Here is a 21,202-nt window from a genome sequence, read left to right as displayed (position 1 = left end):
CCTTTTTTATAAGAAATCAAAGCATTAGGTTGAATTTTCGACTTTGATAATATCTTCGTAATAAACCGTGCCATCAACACCATGGTGGCGCATGGTTACGGTGGGAACACCTTCTATACGGTCAACAACACCTGACAAAAATCCACCTTTAATTCGCAAAAAATTATGCATGCTCGATTTCTCTTTCTGGCTAAATCCTTGAGCATGTGCATCAGCAGTAGGACCACAAGAGAATTCTTTCAAACCAGTGGCGGGGTCAACCGACGCATATTGCCAGTGGCGATCACCTACTACAGTAAACATATTTTTTTGTTGACTGATGAATGTGCGAATTTCATCTCCTTCATGTTTAAAGGCTAAATTAGCGTGGTTATCATTTTTCCCTTTTTTTCTATCCGGACCGACAATGGGAGTTGGCGAGATCAATATTTTAAAGGTTGCATCAGACTGTTTTACCGTATCAAAAAACCATTGTTTCTGTGCTGTTCCCCAGATGGTTTTATCAGGACCGTCTTTCATATTGTTAGGGCTGCGAAAGTCTCGCCCTTCTACCAACCATATTTGCAGATCTTTGCCCCAACGGATTGTTCGATACGTTTTTTCACCCATCGGTACCTGCTCCTTAAAAAGCGCAAGACCTTGGTCCCAAGTTAAATCACCGTAGGTTTGTCCCGGCCAGGCATCATTTTTCAGCGTGTCGTGATCATCTTTCATAAAATAGCTGGCGGTGTGATTATGAAAATCCCGTTGGAATGGCATGGCATAGAGACGGCTCCATTTAAACCTTGCCAGTTCTAAGTTATCGGCATAGGGTGCCGGTTTGTCGTAATATTCGATATCACCGGTATGAACAAAAAAGTCGAGGCCGAGCTTTTGCATTTGCGGATAAATTTTGTGGCCATTTTGTTTGTCATCTCGACGTGGATAATCTTGTCCTGTGACTACAGCAAAGGTAACCTTTGATGCTGTTTGCGACTTTGCTGCAGTATGAAAGCTACCTAACACCTCAACTGTCGCAGTTTTACCTTCTAAAGGACGCCCTTCTACGACAACAGCATAATCAGTTCCAACGCCTAAAGATGAAAGAGTAAACTGATGGGTATAATCTAGTTGAGCATTGACTGGCTGCCAATTTGACCATACTTTCTCGCTTTTGCCATTGCTTAAATTCGAGTCATTGCTTGAAGTAGGCCAATAAGCGATACGCACCTCACCACTAACACCAGGCGTGGCACCTTCCATAATATTTAGGTTGTCAAAATGAAGGGATTTTTTCTTTTTTCTGTTTACATTATAAGGAAACGGCTTGCCATTGATATTTCGCTCAGCATTTTGTGTAAGACGAGTCCAAATTACCGCAGAGCTTGGGGTAACTTCACCAATTTTGATGCCATTAGCCATTTGTACATTTTGTTCAGCATTTGCCATTAGATTAAAGCAAAAGAAACTAGCTATTAATACAAAGGACATACTAAGATACTGTAAAATATTGCACTTCATAAATTAATTTCCTATCGATATTGATATGATCAGTCAGCCTAACTTATCTTTCATTAGACCTAAGGTAAAATCTAGTCGAAAGTTCAATAATGATAGCTGTTAAAGTAATTGGTCTGTGCAAATAACTTAAACATCTCTGACATAACTTATCAATTCAAAACCCAAACAATTACAAAACTTTACATTTAATAATACACGTAAAATTAAAAACACCTATCAATTTAAAAATGACTATCAATTTAAAAATGACTATAACCTGCAACAAACATACAACAAGTAAAGCCAGCCAATAAATTTTACAATCAAGATAAAAAAGCCATACAAGCAATACTTTTATATAAAAAAACCTAAAACATATTTTTAAGTAGCAAGAATAACGGGAGAGGCTTTGAATGGGCTTAAATTTTACTGTTGGGAAGATCTTCTTTTCAGCTAACTTATAATTATTATGAAATATTTATCACGATAAACTAAACAGGCAGCTGTACTAGTTTTTCCAAAAGAATATATTTTTCTTGTAAAACTATACTTATAAGCACAAATACTAGTAATATTACTTATAATAACCCCTTAGTTATTTAATCGTCATTATCTGTATTGAAAGGACCTATTTGTGAATAGTAAAACTTATTTATTCAAAAAATCAATAAACAGCATGCTTAAATTAATCGTTGATCTTACTGACGGAAAAAATGTTATGCCTAACGATATTGAATTGACTCGATTACTAGGTATTAGCCGAACAACGGTTAGAGCATGCGTTGAGCATCTATGTGATTCAGGTATTGTAACCAGAGATGGGGCAGATAAAGTTGTTTTACGCCAGCCTAATACGAAAGATTATTATGATATTGAAAATAAAAACTCCACCAAAGATGAGCAAATAGAAAAGTATTTTCTAAATTTGATCAACACTGGTCAATTATTACCCGGCGATAGATTTTCAGAACTAAGCCTAGCGAAAAATTCAGGTTGCACAACCATTACGGTTCGCGAATTTTTAATAAAATTTTCAAATTACGGTTTAATCGAAAAAATTCCTCGTGGCCGTTGGGTAATGGTTACCTTTGATGAAGAATTTGCCAGAGAGCTGATTTCATTTAGAGAAATGGTTGAAATGAAAGCTATTACTGAGCTATTAAAACTGCCTAAAGATCATTCTGTTTGGCCAGAACTAAAAGAGCTTCTTACTAAACATCAAGAAGTTAGGGCTGATATGGAGAATCGTTCCCAGGAGTTTCCTGATTTAGATAGAGCGCTTCATCTTATTATTCAAAGCTGTGCAAAAAACCGCTTTACTAAACAGTTTTTCGACATAGTATCATTTGTTTGCCACTATCATTACCAATGGGATAAAACAGGTGAGTTAGAACGATTTACCGTTGCCATTGATGAGCATATTGATTTATTAAATAATTTGATCACTCATAATAATGCTGGCGCTATTATGAGTATGGAAAAGCATTTAAACAGTGCTGAAACCACTCTGCTGCGCTGTGTTCATGGCTTGGAAAGCTAGTTTGTATAAACGAATTGAGTAAAAGGCAATTTTTAAAATTGCCTTTTTTATTTCTAATAAGCTACAAGCTTATATGTTGCTTAAATATTGACAAATGCTCATCTTTTCGATGACTTACTAAAATCATAGTACTGTGTTTTTGCTCGGCTAAATGCTCTATAAAATTCAGCACTCGATGCCTATTTAATTCGTCTAAACCTTGGGTTGGTTCATCTAAAATTAATAAATAGGGTGATTTAACCAAGGCTCTGGCGATAAGCGCAAGTCGTTGCTCACCATAACTCAAGTCTTTAAAGCTAGTGTATTGATGATCAAGTAAACCCACTTTGTTTAACCATTGTCGCGCGATATCAATTTGATAATGTTCTGGTTGCTTATAAAGGCCAATTGAATCATAGAAGCCTGAGGTCACCACGGTTAACAACTCCCCGTTTACTCGATATTGTCGGTGCAATTCCGAACTAACAATGCCCATGTGTTTTTTTAGATCCCAAATACTTTCGCCAGAGCCTCGCTTATGCCCAAGAACTTGAATGTCATTACTGTAACACTGGGTACAATCACCGGTAATCAATTGCATTAAGGTAGATTTTCCACTGCCGTTGGCGCCGGTTATCAAGGTATGTTGCAGAGGTTTAATAGCTACATTTAACCCAGAAAAAACGTTAGTACCGTTATAATGCACCTTTCCCTGCGTTAATTTAACTAAATAAGGATGCTGATAGTCTGATAATTGATTGCTAGATTTTGGCCAATCCAGCTCGTCAAGTGCAGGGGCTAATAAAGCATCTAACTGCAGTTTAGTATCAGAGCTGTTAAGGCTGCCGATAACATCAAGCTGTCCCCGCTCTATAAAGGCAACCTTATTACACCAGTCTGGGATATCTTGGCGGTTACTCAGCATCAAAAACACAGTAATCCCGCCAGCAGATAAACGCTTTAAAGCTGTAGATAAAGCTAAGCAAGAGTCTTCATCTAAGCTATCAAAAGGATTGTCACAAACTAAAAGCTCAGCGCCATTTAATATGGCTTGCAGAATAAGTAATTTGCGCCCTTCTCCAGTGCTTAATTGCCGATAACCACTGTCGAGACAATGTGATAAGCCTAGCTCACTAATAAGTGGATCTGTAAGTTTGTCTTCTGGGAGAAAATCTTTAGCCTTGGTGCCTACATCATTAATATCAAGGTAATCGGTGGCATCAATTTTAAGTTCATTTTCATAAATTTGTTGTTGTGTTTCAAATGACACTAGCGCCACTTTGTCAAAATGGGGTAATTGACACAACTTAGAAGTTGCATCAGTTAACTCACCCGTAAACAATTGGCTTAAATACTGTTTACCGGAGCCATTTCGCCCCAATACACACCACGCATCATTATGAGTGACCTGCCAATGATTGATACTTAGTTTAGGATGATGAAAATTCTTAATAGTTATCATAACTGCTTGATCATAGTTGCTAGGTAATAATTAATGGAATTGGTATAAATGCTTTGAAAAACTACAAAAAAATAGCGCTATAAAGCCAATTATAGCGCTAATTAATTTTCAATTACAACGATTGCACTAAAGCGATTGCATTAACGAGTTTTGATTTATATCGCCAATACTTTTCGCGCCAGTTAAGGTCATTGCTACTCGCATTTCCTGCTCATAAAGGTCAAGTAAGTTTTCAACGCCTGCTTGCCCTTGGGCTGCTAACGCATAGATATATGATCGACCTAACATGGCGCAATCTGCCCCTAAAGCAAGCATACGCACAACATCTAGCCCAGAACGAATACCAGAGTCTGCAAAAATTTTCAGGTCGTTTTTTACCGCATCAGCAATGGCTGGTAATGCTTTGGTTGATGACAATACACCGTCTAATTGACGTCCACCATGATTAGAAACAACAATACCATCAGCACCAAACCTCACTGCATCTTTTGCATCTTCAACATCAAGGATCCCTTTGATCACCATTGGGCCATCCCAGAACTCTCTGATCCACTCTAAATCTTTCCATGATATTGACGGGTCAAAATTATTACCTAACCAACCAATATAGTCTTCAAGATTTGTAGCTTCTCCACGATAAGCTGAAACATTTCCTAAATCGTGGGGTTTACCAAATACACCAACATCAAATGCCCATTTTGGATGTCGCATTGCCTGAAAAATGCGGCGAGCAGAAGAAAATGAGCCACTCATGCCAGAATGCATATCACGATAACGCGCTCCTGGAATAGGCATATCAACGGTAAAGATAAGTGTTTTAACCCCTGCAGCTTTTGCTCGTTCCAAGACGTTCTTCATAAAGCCTCGGTCTTTAAGCACATAAAGCTGAAACCACATAGGTCTTTGAATTTCTGGCGCCACTTCTTCTATAGGACAAACTGAAACAGTAGACATGGTAAACGGAATGCCTTTGTTTTCAGCTGCCTTTGCTGCTTGTACTTCCCCCCGCCTAGCATACATACCCGTTAAACCAACGGGAGACAGTGCGATAGGAAGGTTAAGTTTTTCACCAAATAGCTCTGTCGACAAGTCTAAACCGGTCATGTTATTTAACACACGCTGTTTTAGTGCAACATCAGCTAAATCATCAACATTACGTCGAAGTGTATGCTCATCATAAGATCCACCATCAATGTAATGAAACAAAAATGGTGGTAGGGTTTTCTTAGCAGCAGCACGGTAATCGCTAGGGGACGAAATAATCATTTTTACTTTTCCTAATGGTTCTACCAAGTCCAATAATTATTGGCTCATAATAATAAGAATTGGTATTACTAAGCTTTGTATCGCTCTACTTTTTGTTGTTGCTCTCCAAGTCCATCAATACCAAGGCGCATAACATCACCTTCTTTAAGGTACTTAGGCGGATTAAAACCTAAACCAACTCCAGGAGGTGTTCCGGTACTAATGATATCGCCCGGTTGTAAGCTCATAAACTGACTAATATAAGAAACTAGGAATGGTACTTTGTAAACCATCGTGCGTGTATTTCCATCTTGCACACGTTCGCCATTTAGCTCTAGCCAAATATCTAATTCATTAGAATCTGTTACTTCGTCTGTTGTTACCAGATAAGGACCAATTGGGCCAAAAGTATCGCATCCTTTGCCTTTACACCATTGACCTTCTTTTTCTATTTGAAATTCACGTTCAGACAAATCATTCACTACACAGTAACCGGCAACATGATCTAACGCATCAGCCTCAGATACGTATTTTGTTTCTTTACCTATAACAACACCAAGCTCTACTTCCCAATCAGATTTCTCTGACTTTGGCGGCATTAATACAGTATCGTTTGGACCAATGATTGATGACGTCGCTTTCATAAACAATACCGGCTCTGAAGGTACATCCATTCCGGACTCTGCAGCATGATCAGCGTAATTTAATCCAACACAAATGAACTTGCCTACCTTGGAAATAACTGCGCCTTTACGTAAGTTATTATCAAGCACAGGCAATGAGTTCAGATCAAGCGCAGCAATTTTTTCAGGGTTGCCGTTTGCAAAAAAATCTCCATCAATATCAGCAACATGAGCAGATAAATCGCGAATAACACCAGCATCATCTAAAATTGCAGGCTTTTCTTGACCTAAGTCACCTACTCGTAATAATTTCATTTTTTAATCCTATTTACAACGTCAATAATACTTCACATTTAATACTAAATTAGTCTCTCTAATTTAGTGTTACAGCGTAAAAACTTGTTCCATCAACAGCCATTTTTCATCACCTTTTGCCCAAGGTAATTGCTGCTGAAATGTCCACATTAGGTCTTCCCAGGCAACCACTTTAGGATTACTTTCATCGGCTGTTTGTTTATCTTCAAAAGAAAAGCTTGAGTTGACTTCCATGATCATAAATAAACGGTTACCAATGAGGTATATGTCTAATGATTCAATGCCTGAGCCTTTGATACTGGCAACTATCTCTGGCCAAATATGCTCTGCACTATGGTACTTTTTATATTCTGCAATTAAGTTTGGATCATCCTTTAGATCCAGAGCAAAACAATGTCGTTTGGTCATTTAACCTAGTACCTTAATTTGATTTAATTTGGTAAATGTTGCTGAGAACGTTTACCGTAAATCGCGATCACTACAAAACAAAGTAGCGGTAATATAAACGATGCTTTAGTTGCTGAAAAACTATTGAATACAACGTTCATATCAATAATTGTTGCCTGTGCCATTGGTAAGAATGTACCACCGACAATTGCCATAATAAGCCCAGCTGCGCCTAACTTAGCATCATCCCCAGTGCCGGTTAAAGCAATGCCATAAATGGTTGGGAACATTAGTGACATACAAGCAGAAATACCGACTAAGGCATACATGCCCATAATGCCTTCAAGGAAGATAGTAGCGCCAGTAAAGCACATACCACCTGCAGCAAGGACCATTAATAACTTACCTGGGTTGATGTACTTTAATAAAAACGTACAGACAAATCGGCTTAAACAAAAAATGATCATGGCATAAATATTAAACATTTGTGATTTAGCTTCTGCCGCTTGCTCACTCATGCCAAGTTTCATAAACACTTCAGTACCGTAATGAATGATGAAGGTCCAACACATTATTTGTGCGCCCACATAGAACATTTGCGCAACAACACCTTCACGATAATTTTGATTAGCCAGTAGGCGTTTGAAGGTTCCTTTAATATCTAAACTTGTAGATTTCTCTTCTGTGCGTGGCATTTTTTTAATCGCTATAATAACCAGCATTAAAATAACCACTGCACCAATTGCTAAATAAGGGTCGCGAATAACCGCTAAGTCGTTTGCCGTTATTAGCGATAACTGATCTACAGCACTTTGTGAGCCTTGCGCTGCTAACTCTCTGCGCTCAGCATCTGTTGCCGGGTTTAATTTTTGAATAATAAACTGCGTGGCGACAAACATACCAAGTAACGAACCTACCGGATTAAACGCTTGCGCCAAATTTAAACGTTGTGTTGCTGTAGCCGCCGGTCCCATAGACAATACATAAGGGTTAGCACTGGTTTCTAAAAATGATAAGCCACATGTCATCACAAAAAAGGCTAATAAAAATGCAGTAAATGATTGCGCGCCTGCCGCTGGGAGAAACAGCAAGGCGCCCAATGCATAAAAACCGAGCCCCATCATTAAACCTGCCTTATAGGAGAATTTTTTAATAAAAATAGCCGCAGGAATCGCCATAGCACCATAACCACCGTAGAAAGCCACCTGTACCCAAGTGCCTTCAGCCGCTGACATTTGCAAAACCTTTGAAAATGCCTTTACCAACGGGTTGGTAATATCATTTGCGAACCCCCAAAGAGGAAAACATAAGGTGATTAATATAAATGAGATTAAATACTTCTTTGGTACCACTTCAGTTGGAGTTGTATCAATAGTACTGTCTTGAATACTGCTAACTCCGTCGCTGCTTGGTATAGCTTGCTCTGTCATTATAAATCCTTATTTTTATTATTATTTTTATTTTGTATTAAACAACTAGTTATTCAGAGTGACAAAACCGCCATCAATAGGGAAATTGCTACCGGTGATAAATGCTGCTTCATCAGAACATAAATAGCTAATTAAAGCGGCTATTTCTTCCACTTTTCCCATACGGCCAATAGGCTGGCTTTTAGATAACTTGGCAAACACTTCCTCTTGATTGTCTGGGTAATTTTTCTCGATAAAATTATCGACAAACGGAGTATGCACACGACCTGGAGAGATGCAGTTACAACGGATACCGTCATTAATATAATCTCGGGCAACAGAGTAAGTCATGGTGAGCACTGCGCCTTTACTCATTGAATAGGCAAATCGGTCTTCTATGCCAACCGATGCTGCTATTGATGCCAGGTTTAGAATAACGCCAGACTTGCGCTCTTTCATTGAGCCTATAACTGCCGACATCATATTGTATGCACCTTTCACGTTCACATTATAAACACGGTCTAAATCGTCTTCGCTAGTATTCTCTAAATTTCCAACATGGGCAATGCCAGCATTGTTAATAAGAATATCAATGGCATTTTTCTTTAATATTGTGGCAATTACGTCTTTTACTTGAGTATTATTAGCGATGTCGCATTGGTAGCTACTAGCGTTGCCGCCAAATTCCTCAATCATTTTTTTTGTTGAATTGGCAGCATCAATATCTAGATCAACAATAATTATATATGCCCCCTGCTGAGCAAGTTTTATCGCTGTGCTTTGACCAATTCCGCTACCTGCACCAGTAATTAATGCATATTTTCCATCAAACTTATTACTCATCTAAAAACCTTTACTATTTAATTGCATAGAATTTTTGCGCCGTAGCAGCCCAAATATTTTCTTGTTGTTCTGTGCTTAATGACTTAACGAATGTCTCTACTTGTTTTGTCCAACTTGAATAATTTGAACTAAGGTAAACAACGGGCCAATCACTTCCCCACATTAATCGTTCAGCGCCAAAGCATAATAAAAGATGCTGCATATAAGGGCTGACTTTATCAAGTTCAGGATTAAGTCCGGCTTCAGTCACTAAACCTGATAATTTACAGTAAACTGATGGGTTACTCGCAATGCTAGCTATTCTTTCATACCACTGTGCCGTTAAGCCGCTCTCTATAGAAGGTTTGGCGCCGTGATCTATCACTACTTTAAGGTTTGGGTATCGCTTAAGTAAGATAGACAAAACATCTAAATGCTTAGGCAAAACCAAGGCATCAAAAGTTAATTCTTTAGCAATTAACATGTCAAAAACAGGTGCAAGCTCAGGCTTGAGTATCCAGTTAACATCGTCAATATCTTGCAACATTGGTCTTATTCCCTTAAAAAAAGGATTTTGACTAAAGCGTTGTAAATCGAGTAAGCCTTGCTCACTTTCCATATTTACCCAACCGACAACACCCGCGATAAAATCATTTTCAGCTGCGAGTTCTAACAAATATTCGGTTTCTGCAGCTGTTTCGGCCGCTTGAACTAATATGGTTTTACTAACCTTTGCATCACTTAATAATGGTTTAATATCGATTGGCTGAAAGTCTCTGTATAAGCTATCTAATTCTGGTGTTAGCCACTCATAATCACCTCGAGATACTTGCCAAAAATGTTGATGAGAATCTATACGCATAAATTTTTACTCTATTTAGCCGAAGGCACTGGCACATCAGTGGACAATAAACCTGAACTTTGTAGCGCTGACCAAAAATCGCTAGGGATATCATATTGCATTTGCGCAACCGTAGTTTCAACTCGGTTTGCTGAGCTTAACCCAGGAATTACACTGACCACACTTGGGTGAGCTAAAGGAAACTGTAGTGCGGCGGCAGCGAGAGGTACATTATACTCTTGGCAAATACTTTCAATTTTGGCGACTGTATTAATAATATCTTTACTCGCCGGTTCATAATTATAATGAGGGATAACACCTTCATGCTTAACGCCAGTGGCAAGAATACCTGAATTGTATGGTCCACCAAGCACAATAGAGCTATTTTCTTTCAAACAGCGTGGGAGAAAGCTTTCAATCGATTTTTGCTCTAATAAGGTGTAACGACCGGCAAGTAAGAAACAGTCAAAGTAACCGTGATCCATTGCCTGTTCACATACTTCATATTCATTAACGCCCAAACCGATAGCAGAGACCAAGCCTTGCGAGCGAAGCTCATCCATGGCTTTATAGCCACCTTCCATTGCTATTTTAAATAATCGTTCATGGTCATCACCATGTGTTACTCGGCCAATATCATGCATGTACAAAATATCAATTTTTGACAATCCGAGTCGTTGAATGCTGTGTTCAAATGAACGCATAATGCCGTCGTATGAGTAGTCATATTTTGGCTCAAAAGGCATTGGTGAACAAAAGCCATATTTGTCTTCGGCTTTGGCGCAAGGCTCTAATATTCGACCAACTTTGGTGGAAAGAACAAAATCATTGCTATCATATTCTCTTAAGGCATTGCCAACTCGACGTTCGCTTAAACCAAAGCCATAAAAAGGCGCGGTATCAAATTGATTCAGCCCAAGGTCAATGGCTTTTTTAATACTCAGCTGTGCTGCTTCATCAGCCATAGGACGGTATAAATTGCCAAATGTTGCTGCACCAAACCCTAACTCAGTTACCATTAAGTTAGTGTTTCCTATTTGTCTCTTTTTAAACATTTTTATTTCTCAATTATCTGACAGTAGGCAAACATGAAGGTCCAATCGCTTCAAACCTTTTATAGGTGATAATACACTCTTGGTGACCTAACTCTTCTGACTTAGTTTGCTTGCCAGCAGCAACCTGGGCAACTAAATCAAATATTTCATCGCCCACTTGAGCAATAGTAGCGTTACCAGTAATAACTTTACCTGCATTAATATCCATGTCTTCAGATAAATTTTCATACGTTTCAGGGTTTGCACACACTTTTATTACAGGTGATATAGCAGAGCCAACAACAGAGCCTCGGCCGGTAGTAAATAAAATAAGGTGAGAGCCAGATGCTATCATTTCCATAATTTCTGCATTGTCTGAGATATTAGGAAAACCAAATAACGGAGCGTCATCTGGTACAACATCCATTAAATACAGCCCCCCCTGTTTAGGGATATCGCCAGGTTTAATTAATCCATGAATTTTAGAACTACCCGATTTAGCGTAGGCGCCCATGGATTTCTCTTCTTGAGTTGTTAAGCCCCCTTCAGCATTACCTGGCGCAAAACTGCCGTAGCCCATTAAGGTGTAGTAGTTTTCAGCTTTCTCAACCGACTTCATAATTTCTTCACCAAGCTCTGGCGTTATTGCACGGTCAGCCATGATTTGTTCACAACCAATCAACTCGCCTGTTTCTTCAAAAATACATGCAGAGCCTTGCTCAATTAATCGGTCAAAACAATGTCCAACGGCAGGGTTTGCACCGATACCACTCGTGCCATCGGAGCCACCACAAATGGTACCAACGATTAATTCGCTTATATCCATGGCAACCATTTCACATTTTTGTGCTGCACTTACAAGGTCTTTAACTCTATCTAGTCCAGCTGCTATTGTACTTTTGGTACCGCCAGATTTTTGAATGACCAAGGTTTCAACAGGTCTATCACTGGCTGCTATTGTTTGTGACAACTGCTCTCGATTAAACCCTTCACAACCTAATGAAACAACCAATACGCCAGCAACATTCGGATGAGAACAAAGGTTTTCCATAATATTTAAGGAATACTCATTAGGGTAACACCCTGGAAAGCCGATTAATTGCACATCTTCTGATTCACTTTGATTTACAATTTCTCGTGCGACATGATGAGCGCATTCAACTAAATAGGTAACTAAAACTATATTACGAATACCTTTGCGACCATCTGCTCTTAAATATCCTTGCATTATTATTCTCCAGCTCGATTTTGACGAGTATGACTGGCGATATAGTCGCTTTTCATATTATGCATATGTATATGCTCACCAAACGCTATATTTTCAGTTGTTGAACCAATTGGAGCACCATACTTGATCACTTTATCACCTTGAATTAAGTCAAATCTGGCAATTTTATGACCCACATTAATGTCGGTCTGAATGGTCAGCACTCTTTCCTCTAAGCATACTTCAACACCAGTTTTTACCTGTTCACAACAGACAAAAACATTATCTTCCTTGCTTAATAAAACAAAACGCTGATCAATCATTTATTAAATAAACCTATAAGAATCATTTACCCAATTATTTATCGCCATAACAATAAAAGGCAAAAAATGAGGGCTTTTAAAACATAAATTTATTTAAACATTAACATCTATCAAGGTCAATACATTTTATGTATTTTTATATATAAAATATACACCAATAATTCTTTATGATGCAAAGTCACCCGATAAGGGCAAAATAATGAACTCAACTATAAATATATAGACAATGAAAAAAGAACATTTTTAAAGTATAAAAATAATAAAAGGACTTGCTTTGAGCAAGATTTCAAAGGTTGGAATTGCTTGTGTTAGTTGGTCATTGACAAGATAAGTGCAACAAATAAAAATAAAGATACCCCTTGCCAAAACTTAACTGGATTGCGCTGTAGAATAGGCTGTTTTTTATATTCTTCTACTGCGACTAAATTGGGTTTTGTTAAGTCTGCGGCTAATTCAGAGAAGGCCTGATACCTTGCCTTGGGATCAGCCTGTGTACATTGCTGCAGGCTTAGGTCAATCCAAAGCGGCAGTTCAGGTCTGAATTGCTTTATACTGCGATATTGCCACTGTTGGTAATTTGTTTGGGTAATTGTAGTATTTTGCATGGGCTTGTAGGGTAACTCTCCGCAAAGCATTTCATAACAAATAACTCCTAATGAAAATAAATCACTTACATTGGTAGCACTTAACTCTAACAATGTTTCTGGCGCAATATAATTTAAAGACCCTTGCGGTACAGTTTCAGTTAATGTGTCGTTATTCTCATCAAGAGAGGCGATAAGAGCAGTGCCATAATCGATCAATTTTACATGACCAAACTTGTCGATCATGATGTTGTCGGGCTTAAGATCTCGATGCACCAACTCTAAGCGTTTGAACATTCTTAATGCTGCAATTACTTGGTTAACAATCTCTCTTACCTCATTAATGCTTGGCTTGGGATTGTCATGCATCCATTCACTTAAGGTTTGGCCTTCAATATATTCGCACACATGATATAGGAAGCGGCTATCTTTTTGATCGCTTTTAACTCGCATAACATTACTATGGTTAATGCGTTCTCCTACCCAAGCTTCCCGCATAAATCCTTGTAAATAAACAGTGTCGTCGGCAAAGTTTTGCGATGGGACTTTTAATACTACCGGCGTAGATTCATCGTCATGCTCAGCTAAATATAAGTGCGAGCGAATACTGGCATGAATAACTTTAGCGATTTTGTAGCCATCAAGTTTGGTACCTACTTTAAGGGCAGGAGGAATTCTCCGACTCAATAAATTACGTTCAATTTCTTCAGTTTGTCGATTAGGAGTAGCGTGAATATATACCAAAAGACAACTAACATTATCATCACTGCCCTGATCAATTGCTTGTTCGACAATTTGCTTACTAAGCTGCTCAAGTTCCAGATTACTGGGGTGTTCAGGTAGACTAGCTAGTTGCTGTTTTAAATATTTAGCCGATACATAATCGTGTACACCATCACAGGTTAAGGCATAAATATCACCGTTTTGAATATCCACTTGATGAACATCAACTTGTAGCCTTGAATCGGCTCCAAGAGCACGGGTAAGTACAGCATTGTTCGCACCTTGTTTACGATTATGATCACAGGTTATTGTTTCTAATTGCTGGTTTTTATAAACACTCACCCGTGTATCACCCAGATGAAATAGATATCCGGTTGATGACTTAACTATTAATGCTGAAAAAGTAGTTAACCATTGCTGTGCCTGGCCACTTATCGAGTCGGTTTGAGAATACAGCCATTGATTCAAACTGGTTAATACTTTCGCTGCCGATTTTTGAGTAGACCAAGTTTGTGGGGTTGAATAATATTGTTCAATAAATTGAGTAACAGCAAGCTGTGCAGCTTCTGCCGCTTTGGTGGCACTTGATACACCATCGGCAATAGCAGCAACAGCTCCTTTGGATGACAGTTCACTAGCTTTGGGGATAAATGCTGCGAATGCATCCTGGTTTTCAGCTTTTTTTCCGGCACAAGAAAAACCACCAAAGTGCAGTTGCAATTGGCTATTTGCACTTTGGTTCTTCTCTATATCTCTTACTTCATTTGCCGACATTATATAGCTCTACTAATACTTAAGTAACATTAATAAGTTCAATCGTACCGTCTTCGCGTACTTCTGTCATCGAGCCTTTTGGCTCTTCCATAAACAACAAAGTAATAAAGCCAACTACAGCGGTTGCCGCAATAACTAAAAAGAATTGCTGATAACTGACCATTGATAATACCGTTAAATATACAACAGCACCAACGTTACCATATGCACCCGTCATACCGGCAATTTGACCTGTTAAGCGACGTTTAATTAATGGCACTGCAGCAAATACCGCACCTTCGCCAGCTTGTACGAAAAACGAACATGCCATTGCAGCTAATACCGCCAAGGCTAAAGGCCAGCTACTATCAATAGTCGACATGGTTAAGTAACCTGCAGCCAAACCAGCCGTTAATATAAGTAGCGTTTTTTTACGGCCAAACTTATCACTGATCCAGCCACCACCTGGACGAGACATTAAATTCATAAAGGCATAGAGTGATGCCAACAAACCGGCATACACCATATCTAATGAAAACACTTCAGCAAAAAATAATGGCAACATCGAGATAACAGCTAATTCTGAACCAAAGGTGGCAAAATATAAGATATTAAGTACAGCTACTTGTTTAAATTTATACTGATGAATTTCTGGAACTGGCTGTTTAAATACGTGACCATTTACTTTATAGGTTTGTTTTACTTCAAAAATAAATAACAGCACTAAACCAATATAAGCAATAATTGCACTTTGCTCTGCCAATAAACTTACGCCACTTGGCGAAAGCTTCCAAATAAGTAATGATAAAGCCCCATACATAGGTAACTTCATTAGCAGTAATAACCAAAAATCGCCTTTACTGGTAATTTCCATTGCACCGGTTTGCTTAGGTTTAAAATATGTTGAACCTTTTGGTGTATCTGACACATTAAAATACCAAATAACGCTGAATACCAAACTTAGTAAGCCAGACAAGCCAACGGCATAGCGCCAGCCATCATCGCCACCAAATAACAAAGCGATTGCAGGTAGTGACATGGCAGCAGCAGCTGAGCCAAAGTTACCCCAACCACCATAAATACCCTCTGCAGTGCCAAGTTCATTAACAGGAAACCATTCACTAACCATGCGGATACCGATCACAAAACCAGCACCTATAAAGCCAAGTAAAAAGCGAGCTATGGCGGCTTGTTCAAAATTACTGGCTGCAGCAAACATAAAACAAGGGATACTACATAACGCCAGCACCCAAGTGTATGTTAATTTTGGTCCGTAACGATCGGTAAGCATGCCAATGATAACTCGCGCAGGAATGGTTAATGCGACATTCAAAATCAATAAGGTTTTTATTTCACTTGCAGTTAATCCTAAACTATTGCCAATAACAGCCAATAACGGGGCATGGTTAAACCACACGACGAAGGTGATAAAAAAAGCCATCCAGCTCAAATGTAGGGTTTTCATTTTCCCTGTAAATGACCACAGTTTGATACCTGCCTGCTCACTCATTGTTAACTCCATATGTTTTTAATACTGCAATTAACAGTAATATTGCAAAGCCAGTGCCAACTACTAAAACAACAAAATAGCTATTAAAAACAATAAAGTAGTGATAAATGAAAAATCATATCAAACCTCTAATTGCACCCTATATGAACTTCTGCACGTTTTAAGTGCGACCTAAACATTACTAAAATCACAGCTAAATTAAGCTAATGCAGGCTTGCTTTGCCGTTAATTTACGCCAAAATGAGTAAGACAATATTTTTTAGAGAGAAACTGTGGGTAGATATTTTTTTGGCTTGAATTTAGCAAGTGCATTTAAACAAGAAATAACAAATTGGCGTGAGTTGCATTTACCGAATGATACTAAGTCGGTAATAGCGGAAAACTTTCATATCACTCTGGTATTTCTAGGCATGGTTGAGCAAGAAACAATTCAGCGATGCATTACAGAAACTAATAATATAAGCGCTAATAGGTTTTCAATTTTATTAAACAGCGTTGGGTTTTGGCCGAAACCGAAAGTATTGTTTTTAGCGAGTGACGATGTGGCTGTTACCCTTTCAATTCTAGTGAACAATCTGACAAATATTGTTATCAACAACGGCATTAAGCTACAACAAAGACCTTATATTCCACATTTAACTTTATGCAGAAAAGCCAAAGCATTGCCAAATATCTTAGCGAAGCCTAATTTTGAAATTGAGTTCAATAACTTTTGCTTATATGAATCAATTTCAACAGACAGAGGTGTTCAATATAAGGTTGTACAGACTTGGCCATTAAACGGTAGTTGAGTGGTTCATTTTTGTGTAATATAGTGCTCTGATTTTCTAGATACCCTTAACACTATATGCCTGTAGCCATTAATTTATTTTTATCTGCCATTCGGCCAATTACATTTTTCCTACCTTGTGCAGCAATTATATTAGGCGCTGGCTTATCAGCGCATAGCGGTGTGGTTGATGGCTCTTTATTTATCTCATTATTAACTCTTGCTGTATTAGCACAAGTTACTGTGAACTTGGCGGATGATTACCAACGAGCATTCATAACTAATGCGCAAGCATTGAAACAGCAAAGCCCGTCAAGCCAAAAACAAATGCATGTACGCCATCAAATGTTAAAGTTAATTCTTGGTTGTTTCTTAGTGTTTGCCATAGGGTTAATAGTTCTTTGTAAAATGACTACAGATGGCAGTTTTATAGCTTATGGTTTAACCACATTGTCGGCAATTTTAATGTTGATGATACTGCGTATAAAAACAAGGCAACCAGGTGATATAAAAGCAATATCGATCACTGCTATGTTGGCTCATGTATTGTTACTTGGTTTTTTGCCAACATTAATTAGTTATTACTTACATACCTCGCAGCTCAACTATAATATAGCCGGGTTAGCTTTCTGCTCTGGTTTATTAACGTTAACCATGTTGTTTATCAGCAATAGCAAACAGCAAATAAAAGTGGACCCTACCATTACCAGTGAAAATTTAACGCCAGCATTTAAGTTATTATTGAATGTTCAATTGATAATAGTGGCAATAGTTTTTATATCAGTTTTAGGCATTATTTACTTAGGCCAATTACCGATGTTTTCAGGGTTATTTATCTTCACCCTACCGTCATTTATTGGCTCAATTATGACAGTTAAACATATGCCTGAAGAAGACGTTGTACAAACTCAAATAAGCAAAATTATATTTACGGGCTTTGCCTTTTGGATATTATTTGTAATTGGTTTAATGCTATAAGGTTGCAAAGCTTCAAGGCTGTAAGGCATCAAGGCTTCAAGGCTTCAAGGCTTCAAGGCATTATAGCCCTAAGTTTTGAATTCTTACGGCTTTATAGATAAACGCTGTTCAGGGATGGCAAGTTCGACTTCATGCTGATCAATTACCTGCATAATTTGAAAGTTAAGTTTTTCCTCTATTTCCTTATATTGTACTCTTCCTGGCACTGTTGAATAGGCATTGACGACAACGATAAATGCATCATCCTCAATGTCTTCAAACCTTACGTACCTTTCAAGATCGATAGTATTAGGATGTTCGTCAACAAGTTTTCGTATCGCTTCTACCAGTGCTTTTAGTTTATCCGTGGGTGTATTTAAACGGATGCGAAAACGCTTTAAATAACGACGATTATCTATTTCTGAAATATTTTCAAGTTCCATTGATGCTATGGTGGAGTTTGGAACATGTACAACCTTTCTATCGAGTTTTCTGATTTTTGTTGATCTTAATCCTATCTCTTCAACCCGGCCTTGGGTATTACCAAATTTACACATATCTCCAGGTTTTATTGGCCTGGCAATAAATAAGGTAAATGCACCAAATACATTTTCCAGCGACTTTTGCGCGGCTAAAGCGATTGCCAAACTACCGATACCTAAGCCGGTAATTATTGCGGTAATATTAAAGCCAGCATCTTTAAACCAATTTAACCCAATCACTATCACAGTGATAATTTTTAACGTGGTAACCATAGGTTTTAAAATGGCAATACTGTTATTCTCTTGACTCTGGCGGCTTACATATAAGGCAAAACAAAATTCAATAATCCCCATCGAAAGAAAAATTGTCGCCATATAATTTAATGTGCCGGTATCTAGCCATACTCGAGCACTTAACGATAATCCTAAATGTCCCGTCGCCCACTGCAGCAAAATAAAGAAAAGGAATAATCGCAAAGGCACACGAATTAAGCGGCGCATGGTTCTTCGATAAACTTCAGAGTAAGCGACTAGTTTTATCAACAAAAAACGAATTAGCCCCGTGATATACCAAGATGAAATAAAAATGATGACAAAACTCACAAATTGCCAATTATGCATCTCAAAAACAGTAAAATCAGGTAAGTACTCTCCTACAGACTCAGCTAAAGGGTGATAGCCAAATTCTTGCCACATGAGTGGAATTTTAGCGACGGTGTTACTCGATACTTTCCAAATTTGTTTGCCATTCTCAAGTTTTACCCGCTGTAAATATATTGGGATATCTTTTATTTGAGATTTAATTACACCAAGTAAATCTCGATAGCTAGGCAAGCCATCATCTGTATGGCCAAGGGGATCGTCACTTAAAGTAGTAATATCTAACGAATGATGTTGTGACCAAACTATATTTAACTGCTTTATCAGTTGCTCTTTTTGTTCTGCTGTTACGCCAGCTGATACATGGCGAAAATCAACATATTTAGAAGCTTCTACATAATCATTAGCATTAATTGCTTCAGCAAGTGCTAATAATGAAGATAAAGGCGTGCTACCTATTTTGGCTATATTCTGTGGTGATAACTGGGCATTTTCTAAGGCTTGCTTAGCCAACTCTTGTCTTTCTTTTACTTGCTTTAGGGTAGGCTCCTGAGCACCAACAGGTACGTTAATTAAAAAGCATAAACAAACTATCCCTTTCAAGAGTAGAGTTGATACTGATTTTTGCATAAACGAACCCAATTAAGATTAAACACTTTCTTAATTAAAGTTGCATAACTGTATAAATGCAAAACTGCAATCTAACTATAGAATTCATCCTTGAATTAACAGAATTTAAACCATCCTTAGTAATTCTAAGTTAATTCATCCTTGAATTAAAAAAGGCGAAACCTAAGTTTCGCCTTTTAAATGAACAAGTTAAGATTAACTTGCTTAAGTTATTGTTCTAAAAGCAATCCGGTAATTGTTGCAATGCCCGAGCCTGTGGCGCCTGCGGCCCACATACCACTACCATGTTCGTTATAACAAGCAGATAAATCCATGTGTAACCAACCTTTACCTTCATTGGCAACAAAGCGAGATAAGAAACCTGCAGCATTACTTGCGCCGCCCATGCCGCCACCTTTTTGAGTTGTACTGTTGGCAGTATCGGCAAATGCAGATGGGCATTTAGCGTTGTGGAATGTTTCTAATGGTAAATGCCAAGCAGGATCATTCTCACTGACAGCAACTTGTTGTGCTTTAGCAATTATATCGTTGTCTAGTGCGAATAAAGCGTTATATTCGCCACCAGTTGCTCCCATGGCTGCACCGGTTAATGTCGCAGCGTCGATAATCATTTCACCACCGAATTCACTTGCAGCAATTAAGCCATCAGCGAGTACTAAACGACCTTCAGCATCTGTATTGGCTATTTCTACGCTCACACCATTTTTATATTTTAAAATATCGCCAAGTTTATAAGCATAACTGCTGATCATATTCTCAGCGCAGCAAAGAATTAACATTACCCGTTTAGATAATCCGCTTTTAATCGCTAAACCAAGCGCAGCTGTTACTGTTGCAGCGCCGCCCATATCACATTTCATTGAAAACATACCGGCACTTGGCTTTATTGAATAACCGCCTGAGTCAAATGTAATACCTTTGCCTACCAAGGTGGTAAATATAGGCTCTTCTGGGTTTCCAGATGGGTTGTAGTCAACAATCAACATACCAGGATCATTGATACTGCCTTTACCAACATTATAAATTCCGGTCCAACCTTCACGCTCTAAGTTATCACCACTGATAATTTCACCACTAACATGATCAGGTGCCAAATCTTTAAGATACATTAGTGCACTTTGCGCTAAGGTTTCAGGTACTAATTGTGATGGTGTTTGGTTTATTAAATCTCGAGCCCATGCATATGCACTTTGCTTATCATTTAAGCGCTTAACCGTTGCTTCATCTCCGGTAAATTCTATCGCTTCCAATTTACCAACTTTACTGAAGCCCTGCGCAAAGGCCCATTGACTATGCTCGCACCAGCTGTCGCCTTGTAAGCTTGCGTTGATTACGCCTAGCCCTTCAATTTTTCGGCCAGCCTGTTGAATTTTTCGTAAGTTAAGCTTTGATTCTTCAACATAAATATGAATTTCATCACCATGAAAACTAAGATTCGACGATGCTTGCCAGTTACTCGGTTTTTTATCGGTAAGTTTGATAATTGCTGATTGTGTCATTACTAATCCTGTTAAATTTTATTCTGTCA

General features: G+C 38.3%; 18 protein-coding genes. 3 read left to right on the top strand and 15 right to left on the bottom strand.

Going from position 1 to position 21,202, the window contains the following annotated elements; genetic code table 11:
* Positions 1 to 24: 24 nt before the first annotated feature.
* Positions 25 to 1,500 (bottom strand): alkaline phosphatase D family protein, encoded by a 1,476-nt coding sequence (locus RGQ13_RS02080; RefSeq protein WP_348391899.1) that lies wholly within the window; start codon positions 1,498 to 1,500, stop codon positions 25 to 27.
* Positions 1,501 to 2,113: 613 nt separating this feature from the next.
* On the opposite strand from RGQ13_RS02080, the gene RGQ13_RS02075 reads away from it, so the two are divergent.
* A complete protein-coding gene (locus RGQ13_RS02075; protein WP_348391898.1) occupies positions 2,114 to 3,019 on the top strand; it encodes a GntR family transcriptional regulator in 906 nt (301 codons plus the stop codon).
* Between the two features lie 61 nt (positions 3,020 to 3,080).
* Here the strand turns inward: RGQ13_RS02075 and RGQ13_RS02070 are convergent, their stop codons facing one another.
* From RGQ13_RS02070 to RGQ13_RS02015, 12 genes are all read right to left on the bottom strand, one after another.
* Positions 3,081 to 4,460 carry an ATP-binding cassette domain-containing protein gene (locus tag RGQ13_RS02070; protein ID WP_348391897.1) on the bottom strand — a complete coding sequence of 460 codons (1,380 nt, stop codon included), beginning with the start codon at positions 4,458 to 4,460 and terminating at the stop codon, positions 3,081 to 3,083.
* A gap of 126 nt (positions 4,461 to 4,586) precedes the next feature.
* The gene (gene lldD, locus RGQ13_RS02065) at positions 4,587 to 5,726 is read right to left on the bottom strand and encodes an FMN-dependent L-lactate dehydrogenase LldD (RefSeq protein WP_348391896.1); all 1,140 of its coding nucleotides are present in this window, start codon (positions 5,724 to 5,726) and stop codon (positions 4,587 to 4,589) included.
* Positions 5,727 to 5,794: 68 nt separating this feature from the next.
* Positions 5,795 to 6,643: a fumarylacetoacetate hydrolase family protein gene (locus tag RGQ13_RS02060; protein WP_348391895.1), complete on the bottom strand. Its 849-nt coding sequence runs from the start codon at positions 6,641 to 6,643 to the stop codon at positions 5,795 to 5,797.
* A gap of 69 nt (positions 6,644 to 6,712) precedes the next feature.
* Positions 6,713 to 7,051, bottom strand: coding sequence for an L-rhamnose mutarotase (locus RGQ13_RS02055; RefSeq protein WP_348391894.1), 339 nt, complete (start codon positions 7,049 to 7,051; stop codon positions 6,713 to 6,715).
* A gap of 23 nt (positions 7,052 to 7,074) precedes the next feature.
* Entirely contained in the window at positions 7,075 to 8,460 is a 1,386-nt protein-coding gene (gene fucP, locus RGQ13_RS02050; protein WP_348391893.1) for an L-fucose:H+ symporter permease, read from the bottom strand.
* 45 nt (positions 8,461 to 8,505) lie between these two features.
* Positions 8,506 to 9,282 (bottom strand): SDR family NAD(P)-dependent oxidoreductase, encoded by a 777-nt coding sequence (locus RGQ13_RS02045; protein WP_348391892.1) that lies wholly within the window; start codon positions 9,280 to 9,282, stop codon positions 8,506 to 8,508.
* A 13-nt stretch (positions 9,283 to 9,295) separates the two neighbouring features.
* The gene (locus tag RGQ13_RS02040) at positions 9,296 to 10,123 is read right to left on the bottom strand and encodes an amidohydrolase family protein (RefSeq protein ID WP_348391891.1); all 828 of its coding nucleotides are present in this window, start codon (positions 10,121 to 10,123) and stop codon (positions 9,296 to 9,298) included.
* A gap of 11 nt (positions 10,124 to 10,134) precedes the next feature.
* Positions 10,135 to 11,157, bottom strand: coding sequence for an aldo/keto reductase (locus RGQ13_RS02035; protein ID WP_348391890.1), 1,023 nt, complete (start codon positions 11,155 to 11,157; stop codon positions 10,135 to 10,137).
* Positions 11,158 to 11,170: 13 nt separating this feature from the next.
* Complete coding sequence (locus RGQ13_RS02030; RefSeq protein WP_348391889.1) at positions 11,171 to 12,364, bottom strand: UxaA family hydrolase; 1,194 nt, start codon at positions 12,362 to 12,364, stop codon at positions 11,171 to 11,173.
* Positions 12,365 to 12,366: 2 nt separating this feature from the next.
* Entirely contained in the window at positions 12,367 to 12,666 is a 300-nt protein-coding gene (locus RGQ13_RS02025; protein WP_348391888.1) for a UxaA family hydrolase, read from the bottom strand.
* Between the two features lie 308 nt (positions 12,667 to 12,974).
* Positions 12,975 to 14,747: a bifunctional protein-serine/threonine kinase/phosphatase gene (locus RGQ13_RS02020; protein WP_348391887.1), complete on the bottom strand. Its 1,773-nt coding sequence runs from the start codon at positions 14,745 to 14,747 to the stop codon at positions 12,975 to 12,977.
* A gap of 19 nt (positions 14,748 to 14,766) precedes the next feature.
* Positions 14,767 to 16,236, bottom strand: coding sequence for a NarK family nitrate/nitrite MFS transporter (locus tag RGQ13_RS02015; protein ID WP_348391886.1), 1,470 nt, complete (start codon positions 16,234 to 16,236; stop codon positions 14,767 to 14,769).
* Positions 16,237 to 16,508: 272 nt separating this feature from the next.
* Here RGQ13_RS02015 and thpR point away from each other — a divergent pair, with 272 nt between their 5' ends.
* A complete protein-coding gene (gene thpR, locus RGQ13_RS02010) occupies positions 16,509 to 17,027 on the top strand; it encodes an RNA 2',3'-cyclic phosphodiesterase (RefSeq protein WP_348391885.1) in 519 nt (172 codons plus the stop codon).
* 56 nt (positions 17,028 to 17,083) lie between these two features.
* The gene (locus RGQ13_RS02005) at positions 17,084 to 17,983 is read left to right on the top strand and encodes a hypothetical protein (protein ID WP_348391884.1); all 900 of its coding nucleotides are present in this window, start codon (positions 17,084 to 17,086) and stop codon (positions 17,981 to 17,983) included.
* A gap of 83 nt (positions 17,984 to 18,066) precedes the next feature.
* Here RGQ13_RS02005 and RGQ13_RS02000 read toward each other — a convergent pair whose 3' ends face one another.
* Together RGQ13_RS02000 and pepB are read right to left on the bottom strand one after the other, a co-directional pair.
* Positions 18,067 to 19,674 (bottom strand): mechanosensitive ion channel family protein, encoded by a 1,608-nt coding sequence (locus RGQ13_RS02000; RefSeq protein WP_348391883.1) that lies wholly within the window; start codon positions 19,672 to 19,674, stop codon positions 18,067 to 18,069.
* A gap of 209 nt (positions 19,675 to 19,883) precedes the next feature.
* On the bottom strand, positions 19,884 to 21,173 hold the full coding sequence (pepB, locus tag RGQ13_RS01995; protein WP_348391882.1) for an aminopeptidase PepB: 1,290 nt from the start codon (positions 21,171 to 21,173) through the stop codon (positions 19,884 to 19,886).
* Positions 21,174 to 21,202 lie beyond the last annotated feature (29 nt).

Origin of the sequence: Thalassotalea psychrophila (assembly GCF_031583595.1) — a bacterium.
GTDB lineage: Bacteria > Pseudomonadota > Gammaproteobacteria > Enterobacterales > Alteromonadaceae > Thalassotalea_A > Thalassotalea_A psychrophila.
The sequence above is the reverse complement of the archived record's forward strand: the minus strand, read 5'-3'. Positions and strand labels throughout refer to the sequence as shown.

Excerpts from the sequence above, each read along its gene's own strand:
- RGQ13_RS02015 (WP_348391886.1), bottom strand. The coding sequence starts at position 16,236 with ATGAGTGAGCAGGCAGGTATCAAACTGTGGTCATTTACAGGGAAAATG.
- RGQ13_RS02005 (WP_348391884.1), top strand. The coding sequence starts at position 17,084 with ATGCCTGTAGCCATTAATTTATTTTTATCTGCCATTCGGCCAATTACA.
- RGQ13_RS02035 (WP_348391890.1), bottom strand. The coding sequence starts at position 11,157 with ATGTTTAAAAAGAGACAAATAGGAAACACTAACTTAATGGTAACTGAG.
- RGQ13_RS02030 (WP_348391889.1), bottom strand. The coding sequence starts at position 12,364 with ATGCAAGGATATTTAAGAGCAGATGGTCGCAAAGGTATTCGTAATATA.
- pepB (WP_348391882.1), bottom strand. The coding sequence starts at position 21,173 with ATGACACAATCAGCAATTATCAAACTTACCGATAAAAAACCGAGTAAC.
- RGQ13_RS02025 (WP_348391888.1), bottom strand. The coding sequence starts at position 12,666 with ATGATTGATCAGCGTTTTGTTTTATTAAGCAAGGAAGATAATGTTTTT.
- RGQ13_RS02020 (WP_348391887.1), bottom strand. The coding sequence starts at position 14,747 with ATGTCGGCAAATGAAGTAAGAGATATAGAGAAGAACCAAAGTGCAAAT.
- lldD (WP_348391896.1), bottom strand. The coding sequence starts at position 5,726 with ATGATTATTTCGTCCCCTAGCGATTACCGTGCTGCTGCTAAGAAAACC.
- RGQ13_RS02045 (WP_348391892.1), bottom strand. The coding sequence starts at position 9,282 with ATGAGTAATAAGTTTGATGGAAAATATGCATTAATTACTGGTGCAGGT.
- RGQ13_RS02000 (WP_348391883.1), bottom strand. The coding sequence starts at position 19,674 with ATGCAAAAATCAGTATCAACTCTACTCTTGAAAGGGATAGTTTGTTTA.
- RGQ13_RS02040 (WP_348391891.1), bottom strand. The coding sequence starts at position 10,123 with ATGCGTATAGATTCTCATCAACATTTTTGGCAAGTATCTCGAGGTGAT.
- RGQ13_RS02060 (WP_348391895.1), bottom strand. The coding sequence starts at position 6,643 with ATGAAATTATTACGAGTAGGTGACTTAGGTCAAGAAAAGCCTGCAATT.
- RGQ13_RS02070 (WP_348391897.1), bottom strand. The coding sequence starts at position 4,460 with ATGATAACTATTAAGAATTTTCATCATCCTAAACTAAGTATCAATCAT.
- RGQ13_RS02055 (WP_348391894.1), bottom strand. The coding sequence starts at position 7,051 with ATGACCAAACGACATTGTTTTGCTCTGGATCTAAAGGATGATCCAAAC.
- fucP (WP_348391893.1), bottom strand. The coding sequence starts at position 8,460 with ATGACAGAGCAAGCTATACCAAGCAGCGACGGAGTTAGCAGTATTCAA.
- RGQ13_RS02080 (WP_348391899.1), bottom strand. The coding sequence starts at position 1,500 with ATGAAGTGCAATATTTTACAGTATCTTAGTATGTCCTTTGTATTAATA.